Below are 25,395 nucleotides of genomic sequence, written 5' to 3' on the forward strand. Positions count from 1 at the left end.
CGTCTTGAGGGTCAGGAGTTAACTAAAAAGTCTGCTTAGGATTGGGCTGCTTTGTGCTGTTGATATGCTTGCCAGGCTAACAAGCCCCAAGCCATCAGAAATGCTAAGCCGCCAAACGGGGTGATCATGCCTAGCCAACCTATGTTAAAGATAGCCAGTAAATACAGGCTGCCGGAGAACAACAGCATCCCAGCGACCAAGCACCAACTGGCCCAATTTAGCCATTTATGCGGCGGCAACATCGATATGAATGCCAGCAACAATGCATGCCACATTTGGTAGTTTACCGCGGTTTTGTAAACGTCCAAGTGATGCTCAGACAGTACGGACTTTAAACCATGCGCGCCAAAAGCGCCCATCGCAACGCCCAAAAAACCGGCGATTGCGGCAAAAAATAGAAAACGTGATTGCATTATTTCTCCAGCAAGCGCGGCATCAGCTGCACTAAGTTACAGGGGCGGGTGCGGTAATCCAGCTGATCCTTGATAAGACTATTCCATGCGGTGCGGCAGGCGCCGGATGAGCCAGGCACACAGAAAATGTAAGTGCCGTTGGCGACGCCGGCAATGGCGCGTGATTGCATGGTGGAGCTTTTAATCTCCTGGTAGGACAGCATGCGAAATACTTCGCCAAAACCATCCAGCACCTTATCCAGTAAAGGGGTGATGGCTTCCGGGGTGCCGTCGCGGCCGGTTACACCAGTGCCGCCAGTGCTGATGATGGCGTGAATGCTGGAGTCGGCTATCCATTGACTGACGATTGCGCGTATTTGATAAATATCGTCTGCAACAATTCTTTTATCATTTAAATGATGTCCGGCTTCGGTTAGGCCGCTAACCAAGACCGAGCCTGAAACATCGTCGGCCTCGGTGCGGGAATCAGACACGGTCAACACCGCTATGTTTAAAGGTTTAAATTCGCGAGTCTCGCTCACCAGTTTCTCCTGAAAAGTGTTGATGGCATTCTAAGGAACCACGTACTGACTAGCAAGTGTTGTAATTTTGGATGTTAGAAAACTTTTAGGGTTTGATCTGATTAAAATTGGGTTAAATCGCTTGTGGATTGGTCATTGATTTGTATGATGAGCTGCCTGTTTCCATAAAAGTACGTTGTGTTATAAAAAGCGAAGTATTGATTTTTCTTGTCATCAATACGTCATATGACACGCGTATAAGTCGTATTCGGGTGATAGAGGCTTTATATGGCTTCATTATTTCAAAGATTTTTTATTTTTTTGAAATAAAGGGCGTTAGAATAAATGTTAGCAAGCTGTTAATATAGTTGAAAGGCACGACGTTTAGGCTTAGTGAGGCTGTGGGCCGAAAAGCAAAATGATTTACTTTTTACAACTCTCTCAAATTTAAAATTTAGGATAATTAACCATGAAGAAATTAAAAATAGCCCTCGCTGCTGCAGGTTTGGCACTTGCCAGTACGGGCGTTAATGCTGCAATAGTGTCTATTTCAGGAGCAACGGTAGACTTCAGCTATGACGATACTGGTTTGAGCGCATTAATCGGCAATATTTGGGCGACTGGTAACACCTTGAACTTTGATCCAATCAATTTTTCCGCTGTAAGTAACGATGGAGGATTGAGCTTTAAAAGTGCAACAACACCTGTCATTAATATCACCGCAAAAATGGGTTACACTCTGACAGGATTAAGCTCATTTGAACAAGGCGATTATTTCGTCATTGGAGATGGTTCGGTTAAGGTAGCCGGTAATAGTTATTTTAACGGCACTCCCCAGGCAATCACACCGTCTGCAGCATTAGACGTAAAATTTGATGATCTGAATTCGTTGGAGATTACTAACTGGAGCGCATCAAACAGTACAACGCTAAATTCAGCAGAATCAGCCACAGTAAAAATTCAAAACCTTTTGTTTGCTCAGGCTAATGTTGGTTCTTATGCATTTGTAGAAAAAACACAAATGAGTCTGTCCGCTGCAACAACTGCTGTAGTGCCTGTCCCAGGTGCATTTTGGTTATTCGGCTCTGTTTTGACTGGTGTTTTAGTATCACGTCGTCGCAATATTACAGCTTAAATAAAACGCCATTCTTGATGGTAGTTTGATTTTTATGGGCTACCCAGCATATGGATATGTTGGGTCCACTCCCTGTGAAAAACACAATCTGTTTAATTATTAACCCCTTCACTGAAAAGCCCTTTATGGCTAGCAAACCTTGCAGCCGTAGCTAACCGCACCCTGTATAAAACCCAACAGCAATTTATAGATGTTGGCGAGAGCTTAGTCTTCTGATACTGCCGCGAAGAAAGCTCTGGAGGCCAAAAGTTGTAGAGCGCATGCACGCGCTAGGTTTTCAGTGTGTTTTAGTATTTTTTAGAAGCTTACTAAAAACCTTCGCCCCAGCGATATAGCCAAGCGACGCCTATGGTATCGAAATTACCGCCGGTTAGACTGTAAATGCCGGTATTGCCATATAGCTTGATCGAATGATGGCGTTGAACAGCAACCGACAGCGTGCCTCCCACTCGCCAATTCTCCAGGCTATTATCAGCTGATTTGCCATCCTTTGTGATCAAGCCACCACTATAATAATTAGCGTCGAATGCAGCCCAAATTCCGGGATGTAAATTGTAAATAAGATGTCCTTGTGCGGTAAAAAGCGGCGCCTGTTGCAGGTTATCGCCTTGAAAGGGTTGATTGTTGTCAGTAAAAAAATAAGCGCCGGCGGCGAGTTCCGCAGTTACAGGCCCCCAGGCCTTGGAAAGACCTAGCTCAGGTTTAAAAGCCCAGCGGTTGGTGCCAAGGTTGATTAGTTTTGTCTCATCATACTGACCGCCGGGTGCCGTCACGGCAAGGCTTGCACCCACAATAAGATCTTGTTTGTAGGCAGCAAAATCTTTAACCGATAGCGCAGGTGCGCCGTAAAAATTCACATAAAAGCGCGCGACAGGATCAGCCAAACCGCCAACGTCTCGCTCACGGGATTGCCCAAGAACATCGGCCGTTCCAAATAGTGAAGCCCCAGGCAGGATAAAATCGACCTTGCCGGACTTACCGAAAATATCCAGAGAACGGGAATAAGCCAAAATGGCACTATCAATGTTGATCTTGGCGTTTTCGATCGGCACCGAGGGGGCAAATGATACATTGCCAGTGGTATGAGTATAACCGGCAACCAAGAAATTAAGACCTACCGGAATATTGGAATAAGAACGGGGATCCATGTCCGTGGCTTGGGCCTGATAATTGACTAGGCTCAAAGCTAACAGCGCTAGCCGTTTAACAATGCGTTGATCGCTGAATGCCGAATGAGTCTTGTCCATGCAGGGCTTAGTTTGATTGCTGTGATACGGGTTGGCTAGCCGTTTCTTCCGGCAAGCTTTTGATATGTAAAGTTTGGGTAGGAAACGCAAATTGCACATCGCTATCTTCAGCCAAACGCAAAATATTCAGCAGAATCTGCTGCCGAAAGATGAGTTCGGCATTCCTGTCAGCGGCCTTGATAAAAAAGTTTAGCAAGATATCCAGACTGGCAGGGCCAAACTCGTAAAAAAACACCTGGATATTATCTTTACGGATGAATGGATAAGATTCAAGTTGTTGTTTGATGGCCATCACAAAGCCCTCGATTTTCTCAACCGGGGTGTCATAGGTGATACTGAGGGTGGTTTTAAGCTGACGATATTGGCGCAATTCCATATTATCGATGCTGCTGTTGATCAGTTGGCTGCTGGGGATGGTGACGACAGAATTGTAGAGCGTCCGAATTCGGGTGCTGCGAAAACCTACTTTCTCGACGGTACCTTCTGCATCTTTTATCTTGATGTAATCGCCTATTGCCAGGGGTTTCTCAATCATAATGATGAGCGAGCCGAGCAGATTGGCTAGGGTTTGTTGAGCAGCCAAGGCCACGGCCAGGCCGCCAACGCCAAATCCGGCCAGCAACGAGTAGGCGGGTAGGCCTAAATGATCCGCGCCAGACACAAGAATAGCCACCGCTGCGATGAAGGTGAGTAAGCGTACCACCATCAGAATCAGTTGGCCGTCGACGCTGCCGATGCGTATACGTTCTCTGGCCATCATGCTGCTAGCGATGGCGCTACCGGCTGCCCAGACCAACCAAGTCCAGGCGAAATAAAATAAGACCCACAACCCCGGTATGGCAACAGCATAAACGATGCCCGATATCCGCAATATTTTGGACAAAATGAGTGCGGTCAGCGCAGTCACTAACATCAGGCTAGCCGGGCGCAGTAAGTTGACCCATTGTTTAGAGAATCTTGAACGCTCTTTCCAGTAGCGTCTAAGACGGAAACACAGCTTGATAAAAATCAGCCCGCAGCCCATGACCAGCAAGATGCCAAGCCAGCGCCATGTTGGTTGGTCAAGCAATAGAAATCGATTCTGATAGCGAGGCGAATCAATCAGCCAACGGGTCGGCACGATTTTATGCAAGGCTAGAGCGACTCCTGCGGGACTATAGTTGGCAAAGTCGAAGAAGCCAACACTCGCTCCGGGCTTATAGGGTAAGTCTTTAATGTTGGCATAGAATTCCGGCAGGCGATTCAAGGTTTCCGGTGTAAAAAGATATTCACCTGCCCTGGGTCCTTGTTCGACCCGCTGAATCCGGATTTCGGTATTTGGTATCACCCAGCGTTTGAATTCAGATTTGGCCATTGCCTGCTCATCCGGTATCGATTCTATAGCAGGAAGATCTAGCCTATCCAATACCTCTTTTAGTTGAACTGCAAGCCGCCGGGCGGATTCTTCGCTCAAGTCTGATGGCATTTCGCTCAAATCCAGCACTCGTTGGGCTGATTTCTGATACCGGAGGCCATCTTTTAACACGGCTATCTCTTCCGGTGTCAAGTAGGGCTGCGACTCGGCCAGATACGCGTTTAACATCCCAATACCGCTTGAGTAGCTCTGATTCATTTGCTCCAGAAAGCCCTGCAGCGTGGCTCTAGGGCTGGAGGTATCTACTGGTTTCAGCGGTAGTTCATCGACCGCATCAGCAGGACTCAGGCAAAACGCCCAAAGTATCAGGCATGCTGCCAAAAACAGAGGTTGGGGAAGAAATAAAAGTCGATTAGGTTTATGGGTCATTTTTATACACACGGCAAGTGAATCGACAGTAACGATGTTAGTGCACCGGAATGGTTAAGGTGGGACCAACCGCTTTCGTGGCACCGGCCTGTAGTCGAAACAATTGCATCAGCAGCATGAAAGTCGATTTCGAATCAAGGTCGTTGTCAGCCAGATAAAACCAGTTCCCCCGATAAGGTATTGCAACAAAAGCCATTTCGGGTTGCTCATTGCTTTGGCGAATGTGAAACATACTGCCGGCTGCGGTTGTACCCCAGTCGAATACCGACCCATCCGGGTTGTGCGTAATGGTCACTAATCCGGCGTCTTGATGGGCTTGCGGCGTATCCACATGATGTGACAAATAGAAAAAAATACTCATTAGCGAACGGGTGCGTATCGAAATAGTGTCCGGGCTGGGTGCTATAAAGTCGCTGTTGACATGGTAAAACTGGCGTTGTTGATCAAGCCCCAGTAAGTCCTTGATTTCCCAAATTTGCTTGGCAAATTTAGTAGAAGACTTGATTTCCAGCTGTGTTTCCTTGGTTTTTGGGTCTGTGCGAGGGGCGATAAGGTGGTCGATAGATACCTCCTCGACCAGTTGCATGAGTCGCTTCAAATCGCGCCCGCTCTCGGGTGCTTTTTGTGGGGTTGGGCCTGAGGCATTCGGTGCATTTTCTATGCCGTTCATGCGTTCTACACAAAGACCGAACACACGTTGCGCATTCCAACCTGAAGTACTCAGCGCGAACACGACATCGATGGGAATCGGACTCAGCACACTTTTGACGAAGCTTTCACCCTGAAGTGGTGAGTAGGAAATGGTCGGCGTCGTGCTATAGGCGCCACCCAGGCTGTATTGCATGATATCAGCACCGCCGTTTAGTCCGACGGACGACTGATCCAGCCCGCCGCCCATATCCAGCTTCATGGAGGCCGTTACGCTGGCGACATCGAGAAAGAAGGTCGGATCCCGGTAGTGCAATCGCACGATATTTTGGATGAACTGGTCGTTCATGCTGCTAACGATGGCGTCGTTATATAAGGGATGAGTGCCTCTTAGTGCATCGGGGCCAAAAGAATTACAACCGGTTATCGTCGATATAATAGTCATAATCACTGTCCAGCCGAAAAGTCTGATCCGGGCGGCATTGAGAATATTGACGGATGGGCGATAAAGGCATTCAGCCATCCCCGAGTATAATGCTTTCATTGTTTATTCCACCGTGGTTAGATGTTCAAACAAAATGCGCCGAACTTCTTCTATGGTTTCGGGCTGATCCTGACAGGAGTGGCCCCAACGAACCACCAGCTCAGAAACCGCTTCGTCAATGTGTGCGCTTTTATACGCCACTACACCATCATCACCGTCTTCTATGGGGCCCTCGCCTTCGACTGCGATAATCGAGTGCGCCGGAATATTGGCTGGAACGGGAATGGATGCCAAAATTTGCAGAGCGGGGTTGTTCGGGTTCATCGTGTCAACAGATGTCATAGGTCTGCTCAACATGGCAACAAATTTTTCATCGCCCGATGCAGCGGCCATTTTTGCCAATTGGGCGGTAGTATTTACTAGCGTTAAAGGCAGAGTGACCAGTTTTGCAACTAGCCCTGTCACTATTTGGGATGCGGCTAGCATGGCGCCGTGTTGCGGTGTCGAAATAAACACTACGCGCTTGACGAAAGGCAACGGCGTGTAGAACGCAGCTTGCTCAATGAGTTTACGGGCTTCCGGGCTAAGCTGCATTTGCTCGAAGGGTTTGTCACTGATGTGATCCCAAAATTTCGTCCCACTGTCAATGGCAGTGAGCTTGGTTAACAAGCCACCTTGACTGTGGCCTATGACAACCATTTGCTGTAGTGCCGGGTCTTTGCCTTCGGGGTCGAGTTCATGCATGGTATTCGTCAGAGCCTCGCGCAGCCGGCCTGCAGAATAGCCAACGGGTCTGCCGCTGTCGTAAATAAATAACCAGACTTGAAAGCGTTCGCTGATTTTTGGATCGCCATTCAGTTCGTTGACTAATTCGGCCCAGCGTGCAGGGCTTGATGCAGTACCATGCACTAATACCAGTGGAATTTTCCCAACTTGGTAGGGGTGCATAAAAAAAATACCATCCTGCGCCCGATCTTTTGGAATTAGACCACTGGTGAGAACCGATCCACGAAAGAAACCGGCAATTTCCATTGCATAAAGCGGGCTATCATTCAGTTGATAGGCAAGCGCGGCAGTCGTGTCGGATTCGATAGGCTGCTTTTTACCATTAATCGACACTGTTGAGGCCTGATCTTCTGCGTAAACTTCTATACGTCCGTTCATATTGCCATTTTGCAGACTGGCACGTGCATTATCAAAATTCAACAGTGCGGTGACGGGGACTTTTGTGTACGGTCCGAGGCGATCAGCCCCCAGCTTTTTTTCGGAGGAATGTGTTTTTGCCAGGCTGGCCGCCAATGGCGCACCGATGCCGGGTTTAAGGTAACGATTTCTCAGGCCTTCAACTTCCAGAGAATTTGTTGAAATAAAACGGTCCAGCGGGTATCCACCCCACGACATGCCGGATTCATCCAGGCTCACCTCTAATGTGCCAAATGGCAGTTCATAATGACCAGCCTGCAGACGGACTTCGTTTTCTTCTGCGTCATCATCGTCTACCGCCAACCCCAGCGCTATGGCTTGATTGTATAGTGCATAGCTAAGCCGATACCTTGGGTCCGAGGGCAAAATTTGCATACTCTTGCCCTCTTCTGGATAGAGTAGTGCCCAGGCATAAACGGCTGATGCCAAATAATAGGCGCGCTCCTCAGTACGCTCTGCATGCAGAAACGACAATTCGGCCAGTGCAAACAGGCTGTCCTCATCATCAGGTTTTAAGTTTGCATGTAATTCAGCCAGTACCACATCAGGTTCAGCCTCAAATCGATCCAGCATGCCTTGGCGTCTAAGTAGCATTTTTGAGGCTTCTGATGGCTTGCTTACCGAAAGCGCACTTTCTGATCGCAGGCTATAAGCAGTCTGGATGTCGACATGCTTTACGCTGATGGGGTTCGAACAACCTGTGGCAATCAACGCGAAGCCACCAATCAGCAGTACCTGAGTAAGGCTAGGCATCAGGAGGTGCTTTTTTAGCGGAAGGTGTTTAAAAGTCATAAAAAAATACATATTTTGGTTTGTGTCTATTTAATACTTGAGGTTTATTTTGCGTAAAGGGCGAACGTGATGCAAGTTGATGGCCGACAATTTATTCGGTGGTATTCGCAATGATTTTATGAATACGTTTGCTGCTGATGCCGATGATGATCAAAATAAAAGGTATCGACACGCCTTCAATCAGCTCTGCATTGACATGCCAACCCAGTGTATGCAAGGCTTCGGCAATTTTTCCGATAAGGCTGGCGGCATAATAGGTAATGGCGACCATGGAAATGCCTTCAACCATTTGCTGCATGCGTAACTGCATTTTTGCCCGCAAAGCCATAGACGCTAACAAGCCTTGATTTTGTCGTTCGATAATAATATCGACTTTGGTGCGTAATAACTGGCTGGCATTGCTGACACGTTCGGAAATCAACGTGAAGCGATGAGAGATAGAGTTGCAGGTATGCATAGCCGGTTCTAACCGCCGCTTCATAAACTCACCCAAGGTTTGTATGCCCTGAATCCGCACTTCACGTAAGTCCTCCAGGCGCTGTCCAACCAGTTGATAATAAGCGCTGGCGGCGACAAAGCGAAAATGATGGGTGGAAATATGGTTTTCGACTTCCGCTGCCAATGCGGTTAATTCATCCAGTAATAAGGCGTCATCATTGTCCGGCTGAGTCATGGAGTTGGTGATGGTATACAACTGCCTATCGGCCTTCTTCAGTTCCGGATACAGTTTGCGGGCAATAGGGAAGGCCAGCAGAGCCATGACTCGATAGACTTCAATATCAAACAATCGTTGTAACAAGCGTCCGGCTTGGGCGGTTCTTAAATCATGATTGACCACCAGAAAACGGCTGAAGCCATCCACATGAATCCGAAAATCGGTAAACACGCAGGCTGCGCCACCGGTCACTTTAGAGCCGACTATCGGATTACCCGCGAAATATGCGGATAAAGGCGATAAGTCCATTTCATCCTGAAACTTAACATCGACTGCCGGGACTATGCTGGCGTGGGCGGCCACGATTACTTTGCCACCTATCTGCGACAACCAGTCAACCGGTACTTTTTTTAAAGCAGTATCTTTAAAGGGCTCAATGATGGTGTCGTAAGCATAAAAGGTATAGCTGCTAAATTCGCCGTGTTGCTCCCAGCTCATTTGAAATGCATCAAAGTTGGCACTAAAGTGATCGGCATCAATATCGGGCGGGGCAGCGCCGAAACGTTCGCAGAGTGCTATCAGATGTTTACGCTCCTGCATTTTTTCATCACTGGATAGCGACAAGGCCAGATAACTAGCTCTAACCGGCAAACTCAGAATAGACGAAGCCCTGGCATGCACTTCGTTATGCAGCACAAACCGTTGCGGATGATTTTGAGGGATTTGATATAAGGTAGTCACGGAGATTCTGGTCAATATTGGGGGTTATTATTTTCCTGGGCGATCCATTTCACCCCTACACAAAGCTCGCATGTTTTTCGCAAGCTATCGACTGTGATCTGGCTTTTCATAAATCAGTCAGCATAGTCGATAATCAAAGGTGCATGATCGCTGAAACGTTGGTCTTTATAAATGCAACTGGAAATCGCGGTTGAAGCCAGTGCGGCCGTGGCAATTTGATAATCGATACGCCAACCCACATTGTTTGCCCAAGCTTGACCGCGATTACTCCACCAAGTGTAACAGGCATCGGTCGCATCCGGCTGCAGACGGCGATACACATCCACCCAGCCTTGTTCGCTTAACATTTGCCCAAACCAGGCGCGTTCTTCAGGTAGAAAGCCGGAATTTTTCTGATTACCGCGCCAGTTTTTTAAGTCAGTTTGTTGATGGGCAATGTTCCAGTCACCGCAAATAAGCACCTCGCGGCCGCTGGCTTGTAAATTCGCCAAATGCACATAAAACCGATCCATCACACTAAATTTGATGGCTTGCCGCTCCGGACCGCTGGAGCCGGACGGCAGATATAAAGAAATCACCGATAAATTGCCAAACTGCGCTTCCAGATAGCGGCCTTCGGCGTCAATATCGGCATAGCCCAAACCTTCGATGACCTTATCTGCTGGACGTTTACTGTAAATCCCGACACCGCTGTAGCCTTTTTTCTCAGCATAATGGAAATAACCAAAATAGCCAGCGGGTTGCAGCATTTGTGGGGTCATATTGGCGGCTTGTGCTTTCAGTTCCTGCATGCAAACGAGGTCTGCATTTTGTTTGTCCAGCCAGTCATAAAACCCTTTGCTGGCGGCGGAACGGATGCCGTTGAGATTGATGGAAATAATGCGCATAGAGAAGAGGAATTAGAGACTTAAAAATCAAAAGGTATCATAAAGCTTTAGCTTTCAATGCCTGCGCCGTTTTTGCCAAACGTTCACCCAACACCCAGCACAAGCGTTTTTCATGCGCGGTCAGTTCGGAATCCGTTTCCGAAAGGTGGCTAGGCCCATAAGGTGTGCCGCCACTGATAGTTTCTCGCAAAGCGATTTCGTTACAGGGCAAACTCATCATCAGCATACCGTGATGCATTAATGGCAGCATCATCGATAGTAAAGTCGATTCCTGACCGCCATGCATGCTACTGGTAGCAGTAAACACACCGGCCGGTTTGCCGGATAAGGCGCCGGAAAACCACATAGCCGTAGTGCCATCTATGAAATGCTTAAGTGAGGCGGCCATGTTACCAAAGTGAGTAGGACTGCCGAGCGCCAAGCCATCGCAGGCTTCCAATTCTTGCAAGGTGGCATACGGCGAACCTGATGCGGGAATGCTATCGGCGACTTTTTCGCAGACTGTGGATACTTCCGGTACGGTACGCAATATGGCTTCCGCACCGGTTACCGATTCCACGCCGCGGGCAATTTGTCGAGCCATTTTTGCGGTACTACCGTTGCGGCTGTAATAAATGATTAAAATTTTAGCCATTACAGTATCGCCAATACAGATTCTGGCGGACGACCGACGGCTGCTTTATCATTGGCCAGGACAATAGGGCGTTCGATTAATTTGGGGATGCGGATCATGGCCTCAATCAGTTCGGCATTATTGAGGGATTTGTCATCCAGGCCGTTTTCTTTGTATTCGGTTTCCTTAGTCCGCATTAATTCGCGCGGCTGCATGCCCAGTTTGTTTAAGATATCTTGTAATTCAGCCGTTGTCGGCGGCTGTTTCAGATACTCGATAATCTCCGGCTGAATGCCTTGTGCTTCAATTAGCTTCAAAGTTTCTCTGGATTTACTGCAACGTGGATTGTGATAGATTTTAACGCTCATGGTTTACACCCCTTTGAATCACGACAAGTCGTTATAATAGCATTCCGATTTTAATAGACCGCGTGTAAAGCTATGCAATTACCCAATTATTCTGCAGCCCGCGTTTTGGTGGTCGGCGATCTAATGCTGGATCGCTACTGGCACGGCCCTACCTCACGCATCTCACCGGAAGCTCCTGTGCCGGTGGTACATGTCAAGCAAGACGAGCAACGCGCCGGCGGTGCTGGCAACGTAGCCTTGAATATCGCCGCGTTGGGGGCAAAAGCCTCTCTGCTAGGCTATACCGGCGAAGATGAAGCCGCCGTAGCATTGGAGACTTTGCTGAAAAAAGCCGGGGTTTTGTGTCTGTTTCAAGGCATACCGCATCATCCGACTATCACCAAGCTACGTGTGATGAGCAGGCATCAGCAATTGATTCGGTTGGATTTCGAAGACGGTTTTCATGATATGGACTGCGATATGCTGTTACATCAATATCATGCCGAGATGATGCAATCACAAGTAGTGGTATTGTCTGATTATGGTAAAGGTACCTTAAGCGATGTACAGCCATTCATCCGTCTAGCTAAGCAATTGAAAAAGCCGGTACTGGTTGATCCCAAAGGCAGTGATTTTTCGATTTACAAACAAGCGACCTTGATCACGCCTAACTTAAGCGAGTTTGAGTCTGTAGTAGGTGTTTGCCGTGATGAACAACAAATTGTCGAACGGGGTTACAACTTGCTGACTGAGTTGGAATTAAGTGCCTTGTTGGTGACGCGTGGTGAACAGGGCATGTCTTTACTGAGCAAAGACGCTGAACCCTTACACTTACCCACCCATGCACGCGAAGTATTTGATGTAACAGGGGCTGGCGATACGGTCATTTCGGTACTGGCGGCCAGTTTAGCGGCAAAAAAATCCTTAGCCGAAGCCACCCAACTGGCTAACATCGGTGCCGGCATCGTGGTCGGTAAAATGGGCACCGCCACGGTAAATACCGAAGAGCTCGCCACAGCCTTGCACGGCCCACGCGCCCATCATAAAGGCGTCGGAACCTTAGATGTAGTTTTAAATGAACGCGCTGCTGCTAAACAAAACGGTGAAAAAGTCGTTGCCACCAACGGCTGTTTCGACATTCTGCATCCCGGCCACGTTCGATATCTAAAGCAAGCCAAAACTCTGGGAGATCGCTTGGTGGTGTTGGTTAACAGCGATGCTTCCGTGCAACGTTTAAAAGGCCCGGAAAGGCCGGTTAATCCATTGGATCATCGGATGGAAATGTTGGCGGCCCTGGAATGCGTGGATTGGGTGGTGCCGTTTGAAGAGGACACCCCCCAACAGGTAATCGATCAACTGCTGCCGGATATTTTAGTTAAAGGCGGTGACTATACCGACATCACCAGTATCGCCGGCCATGAAAGTGTGTTGGCGAATGGTGGCGAGGTGAAGATTTTGTCGTTTATCGAAGGACATTCTACGACATCGATTATTCAGACCATTAAAGATAAAACCGGAAATTGACCTTATAGTGAGGTTATTTATTCCAGTTACTATAAGGGTTTTTGCTTAAATTGTTGTTGTAGTAACGTAAATCTTGCGTGACTTCAGCCCCAACCCAATCCGGCATCGCAAAAAGTTCGCCGATTTCTGACAACTCGACTTCGGCGACAATCAATCCTGCGTTGTCGCCCATGAATTCATCGATCTCCCAAAGGTGATTTTCATGATGTACGAAATGACGCATTTTATCGATCAACGGCTTATGGCACAGATCATCGAGAATGTTGTTGGCATCGGCCAGTGGAATCTCGTATTCAAATTCTTGTCGGTAAGTACCGATAGTGGCGCTTTTAATGTTGAGCCAGGCTTGGCTGTCTGAAATTCGCACCCGAATTGAGCTGAGCGGACTGCTGCTGAGATAGCCCTGTTTGTAATGTACTGAATGATCGATTTCATTGCGCCAGCTTTCGTTGGCCAGTAAGAATTTATGTTCAATTTCCAAAGCCATGCAATTTTCTCCATTTCGGTAGTGATTTGTGATAATTCTTTATTATAATACTGGGTAATTGGTGTTAAGGTCTTAACCCAAAGCACTAACTATTGCTGTTCATTCACTCTGGAGAATAAAGATGACTTTCGAATTACCTGCATTACCGTACGCAAATGACGCACTTGCACCGCATATCTCTGCCGAAACCATCGAGTATCACTATGGTAAACATCACCAAACCTATGTCACCAACCTGAATAATCTGGTTCCTGGTACTGAGTTTGAAGGCTTGTCTTTAGAAGAAATCGTGAAAAAATCCTCCGGTGGTATTTTCAATAATGCTGCACAAGTTTGGAATCATACCTTCTATTGGAATAGCTTGTCTCCAAACGGCGGCGGCGCGCCAATCGGTGATTTAGCCAACGCAATTGATAGAACTTTTGGTTCTTTTGAAGAGTTTAAAGAAGCTTTCGCCAAATGCGCAGTAACTACATTTGGCTCAGGCTGGGCATGGTTGGTTAAAAATGCCAACGGCAGTCTGGAACTGGTCAGCACCAGCAACGCCGGTTGCCCATTGACTGCCGGCCAAACGCCCGTTTTGACTTGCGACGTATGGGAACATGCTTATTACATCGATTACCGTAATGCACGTCCTAAATATCTAGAAGCTTTTTGGGCTTTAGTTAATTGGGAATTTGCCAACGCCAATTACCAAGCTTAATTAGCTAAACGCTAAACTAAAAAGGCCAGCCTGATTTAATTGGACTGGCCTTTTTTATGTGTGTTATGCAGGCCAAGGCCTGAAATCGTTGGTGATGATTAGGTGTTGTGTCAGGCCGGAAGAAGTCATTGAACCCGTCTTGTTAGGGGCTTAGTCAATTGAAAGCTGTATTACTTGTCGCCTCAACAGGCTCGAGCCATCAAGGCTGTTAACCGCAGTAAATCGTAAAAAATTAGATGTTTGGGCATGGTTCTCGCCGGAACGGCTAAAGCTCTACCCTTATGCCTAGCTCGATAACACGATCAACTGGAATCTTGAAAAAAGCGATTGGGCTGGCGCAATTGTGGGTTAAAAATTTGAACAACGAGCGCTGCCAGGTTGGCATTGGGTTTTTACGCCGGAAGGATAATCGTTCGCTACCGATAAAAAAAGTGACGGATTTTTGATCGACCTCTAAGCCTTCGTGACAGCATAATTGCAATGCTCTGCGTACATCCTGTTCTTCCTGGAAACCAAAATACAATTTGACCCGGAAAAAATTGCCGCTTTCGCCAAAAGCGCGCACTTTCACCCGATGGGCTTCATCTACATAAGGCTCTTCCTTGGTAACGATAGTCAGCACGACAATTTTTGAATGTAAGACATGATTGTGTTCAAGGTTGTGTAATAAAACCTGTGGCACACCGTGCAGGCTGCGAGCCATGTAGATGGCTGTGCCTGGCACGGTTACCAGGGGTCGATCTTTGAGCTGTTCCTGTAATTCCTCAAATAACACTCGGCGATCTTCCAGATACTTTGCCAGCATTTCCTTACCCTTGACCCAGGTGCTCATGATGGCAAACAACACACCTGCAGCCACTAGAGGCAACCAGCCACCGGTCGGAATTTTAAGGCTGTTAGAGAACAGGAATATCAGATCAATAAACAAAAAAACCGACAAAAAACTGGTACTGGTGATCGTATTCCAGCGCCATAATGCTTTGATCACGATAAATGCCAAGATGGTGTCAACTATCATGGTGCCGGTTACAGCAATGCCATAGGCGGAAGCCAGCGCAGAGGATGTTTTGAAGCTCAAAACCACAATCAATACCGATGCCATTAATAACCAGTTGATAGTGGGGATATATATCTGCCCCATTTCATCATTCGAAGTGTGGCGCAGATTCATGCGCGGGCAATAGTTGAGTTGTATGGCTTGGCGGGTTACCGTGAATGCGCCGGAGATAACCGCCTGCGAGGTAATGGCGGTGGCTAAGGTTGCCAGAATCAATAAAGGGTACATGGCCCATGAAGGCGCCATTAGGTAAAAAGGATTGGCTAGTGCAGCAGGGTTATCGATCAACAGTGCGCCCTGGCCGAAGTAATTCAGTAACAAAGCCGGAAATACAAAACTAAACCATGCCAGTCGAATTGGCTTAAGCCCGAATTGGCCCATATCGGCATACAGTGTCTCTGCGCCGGCGATCACCAACACCACTGCGCCCATAATCACAAAGCCTTTCCAGCCCAGTTCGATCAGTATGTTTGCCGCATAATAAGGGTTGACTGCCAGCAGCACATCCGGATTGTGGGCAATATTAATCAAACCCAATAGGCCCAAAGTAGCAAACCAAGTCACCATGATAGGTGGGAAAAATCGGCTAATTTGTTTGCTGCCTTTGGTTTGTAAAATAAATATGGCGCTGAGGATGGCTATGGTCAGTGGAATGACAAAATTATCAAGGCGAGGCGAGATGACTTTGATGCCTTCAATAGCGCTTAGTACTGAAATAGCCGGGGTAATGATGCTGTCACCATAAAATAATGCAGCACCTAATATTCCCAATGTGACGATCAATCGCTTGCGTTCAATATGATCACTCGAACCTTGCAGAGCCAGAGCCATCAAGGCAATGATGCCGCCTTCGCCTTTGTTGTCCGCTCGCATAATGAAGATGGTGTATTTGGTGGTGACAACCAGAATCAATGACCAGAAAATTAGTGACAGCACGCCCAGTACATGAGCGGTATCTGTCGGCAAAAAGTCATGAAACACCTGTTTAATAGCATACAAAGGGCTGGTGCCTATGTCGGCGAAAACCACGCCAATTGCGCTCAAGGCTAGGGTGGTTAGGTGTTCTTTGGCTGGGACGGACTGTTGTGCGGACATAGATTATCTGCAGGTGACGAGATGAGTGTCGTAATTATCCCACGAATTGTGATTTTTAACCCTCGGTAAAACAGCCTGCCGTTTAAGTTCGATTAAAAATTTGCAAACTGAAGCTTATTGGGTAGAGCGATTCATTCTGACGCTAACCCCCTTTATCCCTTACAATGGCAAGAATTTTTTGATCAGTTTTTCATGTAACTGTTTTATGTTTTCATTCAAAAGCAACGAGGGTGCTTTGCAGAATAACACTTCAGCTTTTTTCAGCGAATCGTCGACTAGTCCGGCAAATGTAGGACAGCGTCTGTTAGCGGCTTTTCTGGGCGAAGAGCGACCGCGTGATATGTTGATTTTGCTAGCCATGCTGGTTTTGCTGTTGCATGTCTGGTTGTTCACAGAGCTCATGCATCCGGAAGAGAACCTTGCCGAGGCCAAGCCTTTGGTGATGGAAGTCTCTATGGTTGTGATACCGGCTGCCAAACCGGCTTCGGCTCCTGCTGCACCCGTTAAACGTGTGGAGCCTCCAAAACCATTACCGCCTCCGCCGGCGGAAAAAAAGCCGCTGATAAAAAAGAGCACCAAGCCTAAGGCGGTTGATAAAAAGCCCGCGCCTGTGGTGCAGAAATCGCCGGATTTTGCACAGTTTGAACCTTTTGAGCCATTTAAGCCCTCTACACCGACTAAGCAAGATTCATCATCTAGCAGCTCAAATACAAATTCACCGTCTACAGCTTCGAGCGCAGCTTCCACAGCGAGTAGCAATAGTTCAAGTTTTACCGAAGCGAATTATCGAGCCAACTATGCTCATAATCCTAAGCCGGATTACCCGACCATTGCAAAAAGTCGCGGCTGGCAAGGTAAAGTCATGTTAAAGGTTAAGGTGTCTGCCCAGGGGCTCAGCGATGCTGTTACCGTCGAAACATCCAGTGGACACGAATTACTTGACGAATCCGCCATTGAGGCTGTTAAAAAATGGCGATTCATACCCGCTAAACGGGGGGATACACCCGTAGCTAGTTCGGTCATCGTGCCGATTGTATTTACCTTGCGCAATTAAATTCAGGAGACTTTAATGCCTTTTCATATTGAAACTGCCTTAATCATCGATGGCACGCTGTATACGCTGTTAGCATTTTCGTTGGTAACGTGGACTTTGATTTTTTTCAAGGTTTGGCAATTTGCCAAAAATAATTATTACAACAAACGGTATAGCGCAGTTTTTTGGAATGCAGCCGATCTGAAAACAGCTGAACAAATAGCCGCCAATACCAATCGCGGACCGAAATCACGTATTGCTGCCTGTGGATTTTCCTGGCTTGCTGAATTGAATGATCCAGCAATTGCGTCTAGTCTTAAGTTTCGTGGTGAACCTAAAGATTTGTTGGAGCAGGCTTTGCGTAAAAAAACCCAAGAAGAGCAAAGCAGCATTGAAAGTGGCTTAACCATGCTGGCTAGTATCGGTAGTACCGCGCCGTTTGTCGGCTTGTTTGGTACTGTTATGGGTATTATGAATGCCATGCATGATATCAGCGCCAGCGGCTCAGCCAGTCTGGATGTTGTCGCAGGGCCGATTGGTGATGCATTAATTGCCACTGCCATTGGTATTGCGGTAGCCGTGCCTGCGGTGCTGGCCTACAATTTTTTTCTACGCCGCGCCAAACATTATCGGGCTTCGCTTGAGCATTTTGTCGACGGTTTTTTACACATCGCCTTTGGCGAAAACACTACGAAGGAGTAGGAGTAACTCGATGGGTTTTAAAATACAATCAGACGACGAAGCGGTTAGTGAGATTAACGTCACGCCACTGGTAGATGTGATGTTGGTGTTGGTGATTATTTTGTTGGTCACCGCCCCCTTGCTCACCCAATCAGTGAACGTGGCGTTGCCTCAAACGACTTCCACCACTCCAGATATTGAGAAGCAGCCTATGCAGCTTGGTATCGACGCCCATGGTAGCGTCACACTCAACAAGACTCCCTTCACCGATCTGGCGACGCTGGAAAAGACTCTACAAAATGAATTAGTTGCAAACCCAGAGCTAACTGTACATATTTATGCAGATGAAGCCGTAAACTATGGCAAAGTCGCAGAAGTCATGGCAAGTGTGCAGCATGCCGGCATTTCCAAGCTGGCGTTTGTAACAGTGGAAAAATAAACCGCTAGTGTAGGGTAATCTGAGCCTTAGAGCCTCAGGTTACCGGCTTATTATTGCCCGGACAAATAACTTGTCGACAGATTCAATCACCAAGCTAACGGCCTTCATGCCTAACAGAAGAGAGCTTTTCAGCCAGAATTTTCTGGTCATGCCGCAGGGCAACTAAAGCGTAATGGCATTAAAATCATTAACCTGCCTATGCTCGGCGTCTGTAACAATCTTTTGCTCCCTGACTAACCAATAAGTATTAAGTCCGGCATCTCGAGCGGCATCTAGCTCTGCTTTTATGTCCGATAGAAACAAAATTTCGTCAGCGGGTAATTGAATTTGTCTAGCAATGGCTTGATAGGCAGCAGTCTCTTGTTTGGCGCCAATATGGGTATCAAAGTATCCTGAAAACAAGGGGGTCAAATCACCATATTCGGTATGTGAGAACAACAGTTTTTGCGCATGCACCGAACCGGACGAATACACATACAGTGCATAGCCTTGTTGCTTCCAGGCCTTGAGTTGTTTAGCTGCATCTTCATAGATATGGCCTTTGAAAGCGCCTTGCTGATAGCCATCCTGCCAAATCAAGCCTTGCAAGGATTTCAATGGGGTGATTTTCTGATCCTGGTCTATCCATTGCAAAAATTGGCTGATTAATTGCTCCAGGTCCAGTTCAAGCCCAGCAATAGTGCGGGCGGTATCCAATAGCGGTTTAACAGTGGCAGATTCAGCATGTTGCCGGACAAAATCCGGCAAATGCTGGCGTGCATACGGAAATAACACATCCTTAACAAAAGACAATGATGACGTGGTGCCTTCGATATCGGTGACGATGGCCTTGATCATAGCGTCGTCAGATATTGATCCATAGTGGGGAAGCTATCGGCAATCGGGTCGCCGGTAAACTCGGCCACCCAGCCCTCTGTGGTGGTAAACAAGCGAATGCATTTAAAATCCGGTTTTTCACCCATGTCGAACCAATGCTTGGTGTAAGCGGGTACGCTAATCAGATCGCCTTGTTCGCACAATATCGCATAGACTTGTTGGTCGACATGCAGAAAAAACAAGCCGCGGCCTTCGACAAAAAACCGCACTTCGAAATCCTGGTGGGTGTGCTCGGACAGAAATTTCTGCCGGTATGCATCTTTTTCAGGATGATCGGCCGTTAGGCTGACTACATCCACAGATTGAAAGCCGTATTGCTGTTTAAGCTTGTCAATGGATTTTTGATAGGCTTCCAGAACAGTTTGCACGCCGGCATAAGCAGCGGATTCACATTCGGCGTGCCAGCGTTCGAATTGCACGCCAATACCATTCAGTTGGCTGGCGATGGTTTCGAAGTCACGGTAGGTGATGCATTGTTGCGGCTGGTCGGCTTGATAAACGGTTAATGCACTCATGGCTGTTTCACTCCGTACAGACGTATTTCACAATCAAATAAAAAATCTAGCGCTTCCAGATGTCTTAAAGTGTCAGTCACCGAGTTGCCCCAAGTATAGAGGCCATGACCGGCAATAATATAGGCATGGATAGCGCCGTAGTTATCCAGATAGTCATCTACCGCTGTGGCCAGACGCGGAATATTCTGGTCATTTGCAAAAATTGGGATCACGATGCGGCATTCATGGGTGTCGATGCCGGATAGTGCTTTCAGTAATTCATAATTCTCCAGCACAACTTCTGTCTTAAACAGACGGGAGGCTAGAGTGGCGTTTAGCGAATGCGGATGCAAAATTGACTGCACATCAGGATAACGCCGATAAAGCGCTGTATGCAATAGCGTTTCTGCGGAAGGTTTTTTGCCATCTAAGGACAATCCATCAGCATCGATCAACATAATGTCATCGCACTGTAATTGGCCTTTGTGTCTACCCGATACGGTAATCGCAATATTACCGTCACTCAGGCGGGCAGAAAAATTGCCGCTAGTCGCCGGTACCCAGCCTTTGCTGTCGATAAAGCGCCCAGCGGCGATCAATTCATCGGCCTTGCTATAGAATTCGTCGGTTTTTAAATTCATCTGGAAAGGTTTTGCGAATTGCAAAAAGAATAGAAAGAGTTGGCCTGTAAGCCGGGTTCTGTCGAGAACAGCCATTCATCTAGGCGTTCGGTCACCCGAACGCTCAAGCAATCTACCCAGACACCGCGCGGGCCACGCGTATGTGCCTCTATTTGATCTTGCTCCGGGTGGGGTTTTCCCTGCCACGCCTGTTACCAGTCGCGCGGTGCGCTCTTACCGCACCTTTTCACCCTTACCGGGTTTAATAAAAAACCAGGCGGTATATTCTCTGCGGCACTTTCCGTAGGTTCACACCTCCCAGGCATTACCTGGCACCCTGCCCTATGGAGCCCGGACTTTCCTCCCTTTCATTTACATGAAACGGCGGCTGCTCGGCCAACTCTGGTGGCGATTATACAGAAGTTCTGTGTTTAAAGTGTACCGCAAAGCAAAAACCGGCTTTAGCTATGGCTTTGGCCTTCCGCAATTCGTTTTTCGCGTTCTTCGCGGGCATGTTCCAGTTTAGAGAAGACTCTGAGAATATCAGAGGAAGATATAATGCCAATCAATTTAGCGCCATCTACCACAGGCAATGCGCCAATTCGGTGATCAGCCATCATGGCAGCAGCTTCGGAAACCAGGGTGTCAGAGGTCACTGTATACACGCCACGATGCATGATATGCACAACTTTTTGTGAAACGACATGCAGCTGGGAGTTGTCTTTATTGGTTTCAACGGCATTCGAGTTGCTTTTAGGCCCCAGGGCTTTATACAAATCACGATCGGAAACAATGCCGACCAATTTGCCTTTCTCAACAACCGGCAAATGGCGAATTTTTTCGTAATGAATTAAAAAGAAAACCCGATCGATCAGATCATGAGGTTCAACGGTAAATACTTTGCTGGTCATCAGCTCGGCGACGCGCATGTTGTGCTCCTTATAATAATTAGCTGCACAGAATAAGGAAATAGCGTGCGATTGACAAGAATAGATATGAACTCACTGATCCAAACTCATGATCAAACGGCTTTTTCCTGCATATCCAGCGCTGCTTGATAAAGTAATTTCTTGCGTTGACCGGTGATTTCGGTGGCCAACATCACAGCAGTTTTGATTGAGCATTCCGCTAATAACAAGCGCAGTATTTTAAGTTGCTCCTCGGTGAGTGCATTTTCATCAGATTCGATTTTGCGCCCGGCTACAATCACCACAAACTCGCCTTTGCGCATATATTCATCATTTTGCACTTTTTGCAGCGCTTGTGCCAAGGGTGCCTTTAGGATAGTTTCATGTAATTTAGTGATTTCACGCGCAATGACTATGTCATGCTCGGGCGGAAAAATACTGGCCATGTCTTCCAGTGAGGCTTGAATACGATGACTGGATTCGTAAAAGGCCCAGGTTGAGGCATCACTGAGTTTTTCTTGAAAAAAACTTTTGCGTGCCGAAGATGTGCGCGGTAAAAAACCTTCAAAACTAAAACGGGTGATCGGTAGGCCGGATACCGATAGTGCGGCGATCAATGCACAGGCACCCGGGATCGGCGAAACCTCGATGCCTACCTCTCTTGCCAGTTTGACTAGAGGCATGCCGGGGTCACTTAGCAGGGGTGTGCCGGCGTCGGATACCAGTGCGATGCTGAGTCCGCTACGGATTTTATCCACCAGACCCTGCGAAGCCTTATCTTCGTTATGTTGATGCAACGATACCAGTGGTTTATTGATACCGTAATGTTGCAACAGCATTTTGACATGCCGAGTGTCTTCAGCGGCGATCAAGTCCACCTGTTTCAGCACTTCAAGTGCACGAAAACTAAAATCCGCCAGATTACCTATTGGCGTGGCAACCACGTATAATTTTCCGCACATCTGATTTAAAGCCCTCTGCAGCAATGTCTGATTTTAAAAACATTTTCATTATGCCCCGACACTTAATAACCTGCTGGATTTTTACGCTGGTTTTTCTGACGGCTTGTACCAGTGAGCCTGTTAAAAATAGAGATCAAGCAGAAGTCAAGGCTAGATCGCAACCGCGTAAGCCAACAGCTGCAGCGGTAAAAAGCTATGGTTTGGGAGGCGATCAAGCCACTCAACATTTACTTAGTGCCGATACTTTTTATCAAGCAGGCGATACTCAAGCCGCCGAAAAAGAACTAGATCTGATTAATGAAGCAGAATTGTCGCCCGACCAGCGCACTAAATTCAACTTGTTGGATGCGCAAATCTTGCTCAGCATGGGCGATGCGGAGCAGGCATTACAAAAACTGAAAATTGTACGACCTGTCTTGTTGTCTACTTCAGATAAGATCAATTATTACCAGTCACTCGCATTTGCCAATCTGTTGATGGGCGATGTATTACAAGCGGTTAGTGCCCGCATCAGGATGGGTAACTTGTTGCAAAACCCTGAGCAACAGCAAGCTAATATTGTGGCGATTATCGATATGCTTAGCGTATTGCCTGAAGAGTCATTGAATCAGCACCCGGAAGTAGCCGGCGAATTAAAGGGCTGGATGGTGCTGGCAAAAATACTCAAGCAGCGCGGTCAACCAGACGTGGATATCAACAGTCAAATCCAGCAATGGCAATATGCTTTTCCAGGACATGCCGCCAATGCAGGTTTTTTACAGGCTTATCTGGCTACGCCATTGGGTGAAAACCAAGCGGCAACTGCAGATCAGGCTACCGATTCAGAACAAACGACTGGCATGATAGCTGTGCTATTGCCCACCTCCGGCGCCTATGCTCCGGCTGGCAAGGCGATTAAAGAAGGCCTGCAAGCCGCTTATCGGCTGGCGGCCAGCGCCGCCCAGCAACCTTTGTCACTAAAGTTTTATGACAGTGCGCAGGACGATATTGTGAGTTTATACCAGCAAGCTGTTAATGAGGGTGCCAGGCAGATCATTGGGCCGTTGGTCAAAGAACAGATTCAGACCTTGGCAGCGAATGCCGATCTCAGCGTGCCAGTGCTGGCGCTGAATCATGTGGAAAATTTGTCGCAGAACAACTTATATCAATTTGGCTTAAGCCCTTTGGATGAATCGGATGCGCTGGCAGTGAAAGCCCATCAAGATGGTCGACAAAGTGCGCTGATTTTAGTGCCGAGTACCGCGCAAGGTCAGCGTATTGGTAATTATCTGACCGAGTCATGGCAGGGTAAAGGTGGCATTGTCGCCGGCATGCAATCTTATGACCCCAGGCAACATGACATCAAGCTCAAGTTTGATCAGTTGATCAGCAGCTCTAACTATCCCAGCGGCCAACAGCCACCGCGCGCCTTGTTTTTGAGTGCCAATGAAGAGACGGCACGCGAATTAGCCCCACAATTGAAATATCATCAAAATATAGCTTTGGCTGTGTATGCCATGCCGACAATTTATAGCGGGCGCCCCAACCCAACCAAGGATGCAGAGTTGGGTTTGTTCAGTTTTTGTGACGTGCCTTGGTTGTTTGATGGTTACTACAGTGGGCCATTGAGTCAGGCGGCATTACAAAATAGCTGGCAAACTTTGCCCGATAGCGTTACTCGCTTAGTTGCGTTGGGGGTCGATGCTTATAATTTAATCGGTAAGCTGGATCAACTGTCCAGCACACCCTATTCAGGCGCAACCGGGAAATTGTCGCTGAATGGTGAAAATCGCATCACCCGCAAACTGGTGTGCGCTCAATTTAAAGGTGGCGTGCCGGTCGCGACCGGTTATGCAGAGTAATCATGTTCGGTAAAGCTAAACCCAAGCATTTGGTTAAAGGCGATAGCGCTGAACAACAGGCACTGATTTTTTTACAGCAACAAGGGCTAACGCTAATTTGCAATAATTTTCGCTGCAAAGTCGGGGAACTGGATTTAGTCATGAAAGATGGCTCAGCCATAGTCATCGTGGAAGTACGTTTCCGGCAATCGGAACAATTCGGCGGTGCTTTAGCCAGTATTACCCGACAAAAACAGGCCCGAATCATTGCTGCCACACAGCACTATGTCATAATCAACCGTCTGAGCCACTCGGCTATCCGTTTCGACGTGGTAGCCATATCCGGCGACAACCGTATTAACTGGATCAAAAACGCCTTTCAAACCTGATATTTATGAGCTTACAAGATCGCATCATCAACCATTTTTCTGATAGCATCCAGACCAAGCAGGATGCCATGGCCAGTTTGTGTGAACTGATAGAATTTGCTTCGCAGAAAATTGTCGAGGCCCTGGTTAACGACAAAAAAGTACTGACCTGCGGTAACGGCGGCTCTGCGGGCGATGCGCAGCATTTTTCTTCTGAAATGCTCAATCGATTCGAACGTGAACGCCCCGCTTTGCCAGCTATTGCTCTCAGCACCGATACATCCACCATTACCTCCATTGCCAACGACTATCATTTCGACGAAATCTTCGCCAAACAATTACGTGCTTTGGGGCAGCCTGGTGATATTTTGTTGGTATACACCAGCAGTGGAAATTCGGCCAATCTTATCAAGGCGGTGAACGTTGCGCATGATAAAGAAATGATCGTCATTGCCCTAAGTGGCAAAGATGGTGGTGCATTGGCGGGCGCTCTGAATGAAGCAGATATCGAGATTCGCGTGCCATCCAATTCCACTGCGCGGATTCAGGAGGTGCACTTGTTAATCTCGCATTGTCTGTGCGATTTGATCGATCATCAACTGTTTGGTGGCTAAGGTTTAACCCGAAAGCGGCATTCAATCAGCTGTACAGCATTACCTAGAACGCCCCTGTGCGAGCAAAGATGAGTCAATCACTGACCTTTAAAACTTTTCTATTGGCTGTCATGTTTTAGTGCCTTTAGCTATGTGACAATCTGTCGGATTGGAATGCTAACTCAGCCTGCCTATAATGCTATATTGCTTAGGTATATTGACAGCATTGTGAAACAAATATCTGCGTCAGCAATTTTGGCTATTTCGCTTTGGCGAAATGTTTATGG

The 25,395-nt window shown here is 47.5% G+C and carries 26 protein-coding genes and 1 other RNA gene; 9 read left to right on the forward strand and 18 right to left on the reverse strand.

From position 1 onward, the window contains the following. Positions 1-35 precede the first annotated feature (35 nt). The gene (locus tag A1359_RS16940) at positions 36-413 is read right to left on the reverse strand and encodes a DUF423 domain-containing protein (protein WP_066985889.1); all 378 of its coding nucleotides are present in this window, start codon (positions 411-413) and stop codon (positions 36-38) included. Then, positions 413-934 carry a molybdenum cofactor biosynthesis protein B gene (gene moaB / locus A1359_RS16945; protein WP_066985892.1) on the reverse strand — a complete coding sequence of 174 codons (522 nt, stop codon included), beginning with the start codon at positions 932-934 and terminating at the stop codon, positions 413-415. Before moaB ends, A1359_RS16940 begins: the two co-directional genes overlap by 1 nt. Before the next feature lie 448 nt (positions 935-1,382). Between moaB and A1359_RS16950 the strand changes: the two genes are divergently transcribed. Beyond that, positions 1,383-2,048 (forward strand): hypothetical protein, encoded by a 666-nt coding sequence (locus tag A1359_RS16950; protein WP_066985895.1) that lies wholly within the window; start codon positions 1,383-1,385, stop codon positions 2,046-2,048. A gap of 308 nt (positions 2,049-2,356) precedes the next feature. On the opposite strand, the gene A1359_RS16955 is transcribed toward A1359_RS16950, so the two are convergent. The 8 genes from A1359_RS16955 to arsC form a co-directional block, all read right to left on the reverse strand. Then, positions 2,357-3,295 carry a transporter gene (locus A1359_RS16955; protein WP_066985898.1) on the reverse strand — a complete coding sequence of 313 codons (939 nt, stop codon included), beginning with the start codon at positions 3,293-3,295 and terminating at the stop codon, positions 2,357-2,359. A gap of 7 nt (positions 3,296-3,302) precedes the next feature. Beyond that, complete coding sequence (locus A1359_RS16960; protein WP_066985901.1) at positions 3,303-5,078, reverse strand: mechanosensitive ion channel family protein; 1,776 nt, start codon at positions 5,076-5,078, stop codon at positions 3,303-3,305. A 37-nt stretch (positions 5,079-5,115) separates the two neighbouring features. Continuing rightward, entirely contained in the window at positions 5,116-6,270 is a 1,155-nt protein-coding gene (locus A1359_RS16965) for a hypothetical protein (protein ID WP_066985904.1), read from the reverse strand. A gap of 3 nt (positions 6,271-6,273) precedes the next feature. Continuing rightward, positions 6,274-8,166: an esterase/lipase family protein gene (locus A1359_RS16970; RefSeq protein ID WP_157200588.1), complete on the reverse strand. Its 1,893-nt coding sequence runs from the start codon at positions 8,164-8,166 to the stop codon at positions 6,274-6,276. A gap of 130 nt (positions 8,167-8,296) precedes the next feature. After that, on the reverse strand, positions 8,297-9,601 hold the full coding sequence (locus A1359_RS16975) for a DUF3422 family protein (RefSeq protein WP_066985909.1): 1,305 nt from the start codon (positions 9,599-9,601) through the stop codon (positions 8,297-8,299). A 113-nt stretch (positions 9,602-9,714) separates the two neighbouring features. After that, positions 9,715-10,488 (reverse strand): exodeoxyribonuclease III, encoded by a 774-nt coding sequence (locus tag A1359_RS16980; RefSeq protein WP_066985912.1) that lies wholly within the window; start codon positions 10,486-10,488, stop codon positions 9,715-9,717. Between the two features lie 37 nt (positions 10,489-10,525). Then, positions 10,526-11,122, reverse strand: a complete 597-nt coding sequence (gene wrbA, locus A1359_RS16985; protein ID WP_066985915.1) for an NAD(P)H:quinone oxidoreductase — start codon at positions 11,120-11,122, stop codon at positions 10,526-10,528. Next, a complete protein-coding gene (gene arsC / locus A1359_RS16990; protein WP_066985918.1) occupies positions 11,122-11,469 on the reverse strand; it encodes an arsenate reductase (glutaredoxin) in 348 nt (115 codons plus the stop codon). The genes wrbA and arsC overlap by 1 nt, the downstream gene beginning before the upstream one ends. A 72-nt stretch (positions 11,470-11,541) precedes the next feature. Between arsC and hldE the strand changes: the two genes are divergently transcribed. Next, positions 11,542-12,972, forward strand: a complete 1,431-nt coding sequence (gene hldE / locus A1359_RS16995) for a bifunctional D-glycero-beta-D-manno-heptose-7-phosphate kinase/D-glycero-beta-D-manno-heptose 1-phosphate adenylyltransferase HldE (RefSeq protein ID WP_066985922.1) — start codon at positions 11,542-11,544, stop codon at positions 12,970-12,972. Between the two features lie 13 nt (positions 12,973-12,985). Here the strand turns inward: hldE and A1359_RS17000 are convergent, their stop codons facing one another. Continuing rightward, positions 12,986-13,459, reverse strand: a complete 474-nt coding sequence (locus tag A1359_RS17000) for a CYTH domain-containing protein (RefSeq protein ID WP_066985925.1) — start codon at positions 13,457-13,459, stop codon at positions 12,986-12,988. 121 nt (positions 13,460-13,580) lie between these two features. Here A1359_RS17000 and sodB point away from each other — a divergent pair, with 121 nt between their 5' ends. Next, positions 13,581-14,162, forward strand: coding sequence for a superoxide dismutase [Fe] (gene sodB, locus A1359_RS17005; protein WP_066985928.1), 582 nt, complete (start codon positions 13,581-13,583; stop codon positions 14,160-14,162). 265 nt (positions 14,163-14,427) lie between these two features. On the opposite strand, the gene A1359_RS17010 is transcribed toward sodB, so the two are convergent. Next, positions 14,428-16,314: a potassium transporter Kup gene (locus tag A1359_RS17010; RefSeq protein WP_066985931.1), complete on the reverse strand. Its 1,887-nt coding sequence runs from the start codon at positions 16,312-16,314 to the stop codon at positions 14,428-14,430. 205 nt (positions 16,315-16,519) lie between these two features. Here A1359_RS17010 and A1359_RS17015 point away from each other — a divergent pair, with 205 nt between their 5' ends. From A1359_RS17015 to A1359_RS17025, 3 genes are read left to right on the forward strand one after another with little or no spacing between them, the layout of a single operon-like run. Next, positions 16,520-17,368: an energy transducer TonB gene (locus A1359_RS17015; RefSeq protein WP_083960705.1), complete on the forward strand. Its 849-nt coding sequence runs from the start codon at positions 16,520-16,522 to the stop codon at positions 17,366-17,368. Positions 17,369-17,383: 15 nt separating this feature from the next. Beyond that, on the forward strand, positions 17,384-18,049 hold the full coding sequence (locus tag A1359_RS17020; RefSeq protein WP_066985935.1) for a MotA/TolQ/ExbB proton channel family protein: 666 nt from the start codon (positions 17,384-17,386) through the stop codon (positions 18,047-18,049). 10 nt (positions 18,050-18,059) lie between these two features. Beyond that, positions 18,060-18,467 (forward strand): ExbD/TolR family protein, encoded by a 408-nt coding sequence (locus A1359_RS17025; RefSeq protein WP_066985938.1) that lies wholly within the window; start codon positions 18,060-18,062, stop codon positions 18,465-18,467. Between the two features lie 162 nt (positions 18,468-18,629). Here the strand turns inward: A1359_RS17025 and mtnC are convergent, their stop codons facing one another. From mtnC to rsmI, 6 genes are all read right to left on the reverse strand, one after another. Then, positions 18,630-19,304 carry an acireductone synthase gene (gene mtnC / locus A1359_RS17030; protein WP_066985941.1) on the reverse strand — a complete coding sequence of 225 codons (675 nt, stop codon included), beginning with the start codon at positions 19,302-19,304 and terminating at the stop codon, positions 18,630-18,632. Further along, on the reverse strand, positions 19,301-19,858 hold the full coding sequence (locus A1359_RS17035; protein WP_066985943.1) for a 1,2-dihydroxy-3-keto-5-methylthiopentene dioxygenase: 558 nt from the start codon (positions 19,856-19,858) through the stop codon (positions 19,301-19,303). Before A1359_RS17035 ends, mtnC begins: the two co-directional genes overlap by 4 nt. Next, positions 19,855-20,478, reverse strand: a complete 624-nt coding sequence (locus A1359_RS17040; protein WP_066985947.1) for a methylthioribulose 1-phosphate dehydratase — start codon at positions 20,476-20,478, stop codon at positions 19,855-19,857. The genes A1359_RS17035 and A1359_RS17040 overlap by 4 nt, the downstream gene beginning before the upstream one ends. Before the next feature lie 31 nt (positions 20,479-20,509). Further along, positions 20,510-20,861: RNase P RNA component class A (gene rnpB, locus A1359_RS17045), an RNA gene on the reverse strand. Positions 20,862-20,918: 57 nt separating this feature from the next. Continuing rightward, positions 20,919-21,386, reverse strand: a complete 468-nt coding sequence (locus A1359_RS17050) for a CBS domain-containing protein (RefSeq protein WP_066985950.1) — start codon at positions 21,384-21,386, stop codon at positions 20,919-20,921. Positions 21,387-21,478: 92 nt separating this feature from the next. After that, a complete protein-coding gene (rsmI, locus tag A1359_RS17055; protein WP_066985953.1) occupies positions 21,479-22,327 on the reverse strand; it encodes a 16S rRNA (cytidine(1402)-2'-O)-methyltransferase in 849 nt (282 codons plus the stop codon). A gap of 50 nt (positions 22,328-22,377) precedes the next feature. On the opposite strand from rsmI, the gene A1359_RS17060 reads away from it, so the two are divergent. From A1359_RS17060 to A1359_RS17070, 3 genes are read left to right on the forward strand one after another with little or no spacing between them, the layout of a single operon-like run. Further along, a complete protein-coding gene (locus tag A1359_RS17060) occupies positions 22,378-24,168 on the forward strand; it encodes a penicillin-binding protein activator (RefSeq protein ID WP_232322341.1) in 1,791 nt (596 codons plus the stop codon). Between the two features lie 2 nt (positions 24,169-24,170). Then, a complete protein-coding gene (locus A1359_RS17065; RefSeq protein WP_066985959.1) occupies positions 24,171-24,536 on the forward strand; it encodes a YraN family protein in 366 nt (121 codons plus the stop codon). Positions 24,537-24,541: 5 nt separating this feature from the next. Beyond that, complete coding sequence (locus tag A1359_RS17070; protein ID WP_066985963.1) at positions 24,542-25,129, forward strand: phosphoheptose isomerase; 588 nt, start codon at positions 24,542-24,544, stop codon at positions 25,127-25,129. The last annotated feature ends 266 nt before the right edge of the window (positions 25,130-25,395 follow it).

Source organism: Methylomonas lenta, from assembly GCF_001644015.1.
Taxonomy (GTDB): Bacteria; Pseudomonadota; Gammaproteobacteria; order Methylococcales; family Methylomonadaceae; genus Methylomonas; species Methylomonas lenta.

Excerpts from the sequence above, each read along its gene's own strand:
- A1359_RS16940 (WP_066985889.1), bottom strand. The coding sequence starts at position 413 with ATGCAATCACGTTTTCTATTTTTTGCCGCAATCGCCGGTTTTTTGGGC.
- A1359_RS16950 (WP_066985895.1), top strand. The coding sequence starts at position 1,383 with ATGAAGAAATTAAAAATAGCCCTCGCTGCTGCAGGTTTGGCACTTGCC.
- A1359_RS16955 (WP_066985898.1), bottom strand. The coding sequence starts at position 3,295 with ATGGACAAGACTCATTCGGCATTCAGCGATCAACGCATTGTTAAACGG.
- A1359_RS16960 (WP_066985901.1), bottom strand. The coding sequence starts at position 5,078 with ATGACCCATAAACCTAATCGACTTTTATTTCTTCCCCAACCTCTGTTT.
- A1359_RS16965 (WP_066985904.1), bottom strand. The coding sequence starts at position 6,270 with ATGAAAGCATTATACTCGGGGATGGCTGAATGCCTTTATCGCCCATCC.
- A1359_RS16970 (WP_157200588.1), bottom strand. The coding sequence starts at position 8,166 with ATGCCTAGCCTTACTCAGGTACTGCTGATTGGTGGCTTCGCGTTGATT.
- A1359_RS16980 (WP_066985912.1), bottom strand. The coding sequence starts at position 10,488 with ATGCGCATTATTTCCATCAATCTCAACGGCATCCGTTCCGCCGCCAGC.
- wrbA (WP_066985915.1), bottom strand. The coding sequence starts at position 11,122 with ATGGCTAAAATTTTAATCATTTATTACAGCCGCAACGGTAGTACCGCA.
- arsC (WP_066985918.1), bottom strand. The coding sequence starts at position 11,469 with ATGAGCGTTAAAATCTATCACAATCCACGTTGCAGTAAATCCAGAGAA.
- hldE (WP_066985922.1), top strand. The coding sequence starts at position 11,542 with ATGCAATTACCCAATTATTCTGCAGCCCGCGTTTTGGTGGTCGGCGAT.
- A1359_RS17000 (WP_066985925.1), bottom strand. The coding sequence starts at position 13,459 with ATGGCTTTGGAAATTGAACATAAATTCTTACTGGCCAACGAAAGCTGG.
- sodB (WP_066985928.1), top strand. The coding sequence starts at position 13,581 with ATGACTTTCGAATTACCTGCATTACCGTACGCAAATGACGCACTTGCA.
- A1359_RS17010 (WP_066985931.1), bottom strand. The coding sequence starts at position 16,314 with ATGTCCGCACAACAGTCCGTCCCAGCCAAAGAACACCTAACCACCCTA.
- A1359_RS17015 (WP_083960705.1), top strand. The coding sequence starts at position 16,520 with ATGTTTTCATTCAAAAGCAACGAGGGTGCTTTGCAGAATAACACTTCA.
- A1359_RS17020 (WP_066985935.1), top strand. The coding sequence starts at position 17,384 with ATGCCTTTTCATATTGAAACTGCCTTAATCATCGATGGCACGCTGTAT.
- A1359_RS17025 (WP_066985938.1), top strand. The coding sequence starts at position 18,060 with ATGGGTTTTAAAATACAATCAGACGACGAAGCGGTTAGTGAGATTAAC.
- mtnC (WP_066985941.1), bottom strand. The coding sequence starts at position 19,304 with ATGATCAAGGCCATCGTCACCGATATCGAAGGCACCACGTCATCATTG.
- A1359_RS17035 (WP_066985943.1), bottom strand. The coding sequence starts at position 19,858 with ATGAGTGCATTAACCGTTTATCAAGCCGACCAGCCGCAACAATGCATC.
- A1359_RS17040 (WP_066985947.1), bottom strand. The coding sequence starts at position 20,478 with ATGAATTTAAAAACCGACGAATTCTATAGCAAGGCCGATGAATTGATC.
- A1359_RS17050 (WP_066985950.1), bottom strand. The coding sequence starts at position 21,386 with ATGCGCGTCGCCGAGCTGATGACCAGCAAAGTATTTACCGTTGAACCT.
- rsmI (WP_066985953.1), bottom strand. The coding sequence starts at position 22,327 with ATGTGCGGAAAATTATACGTGGTTGCCACGCCAATAGGTAATCTGGCG.
- A1359_RS17060 (WP_232322341.1), top strand. The coding sequence starts at position 22,378 with ATGCCCCGACACTTAATAACCTGCTGGATTTTTACGCTGGTTTTTCTG.
- A1359_RS17065 (WP_066985959.1), top strand. The coding sequence starts at position 24,171 with ATGTTCGGTAAAGCTAAACCCAAGCATTTGGTTAAAGGCGATAGCGCT.
- A1359_RS17070 (WP_066985963.1), top strand. The coding sequence starts at position 24,542 with ATGAGCTTACAAGATCGCATCATCAACCATTTTTCTGATAGCATCCAG.